The sequence below is a fragment of the Tepidibacillus infernus genome (genome assembly GCF_048898065.1).
Lineage (GTDB): Bacteria > Bacillota > Bacilli > Tepidibacillales > Tepidibacillaceae > Tepidibacillus_B > Tepidibacillus_B infernus.
Window position 1 is genome coordinate 1 of record NZ_JBLWFI010000056.1, and the last position, 255, is coordinate 255.

Genomic DNA, 255 nt, shown 5'->3' on the forward strand with positions numbered 1-255 from the left:
TGCAACAAGCTATTGAGCAATATGGCCTTCCACTTGGTTTGTACAGCGATCGGCATACGATCTTCCGATCTCCCAAGGAATCGTTAACTGTAGAGCAGGAATTAGCGGGTGAAATCAAGCCGTTATCGCAATTTGGTAAGGTAATGGCTGAACTCGGTATAACTCATATCAAAGCAATGACCCCGCAAGCCAAAGGGCGTATTGAACGTCTTTGGGGTACTTTTCAAGACCGTTTAGTTATCGAACTTCGATTGC

At 45.1% G+C, this 255-nt stretch carries 1 pseudogene; it reads left to right on the forward strand.

The features are described 5' to 3' along the window. Positions 1 to 255 (forward strand): annotated as a pseudogene (locus TEPIDINF_RS15275) (ISNCY family transposase); the annotation flags it as partial.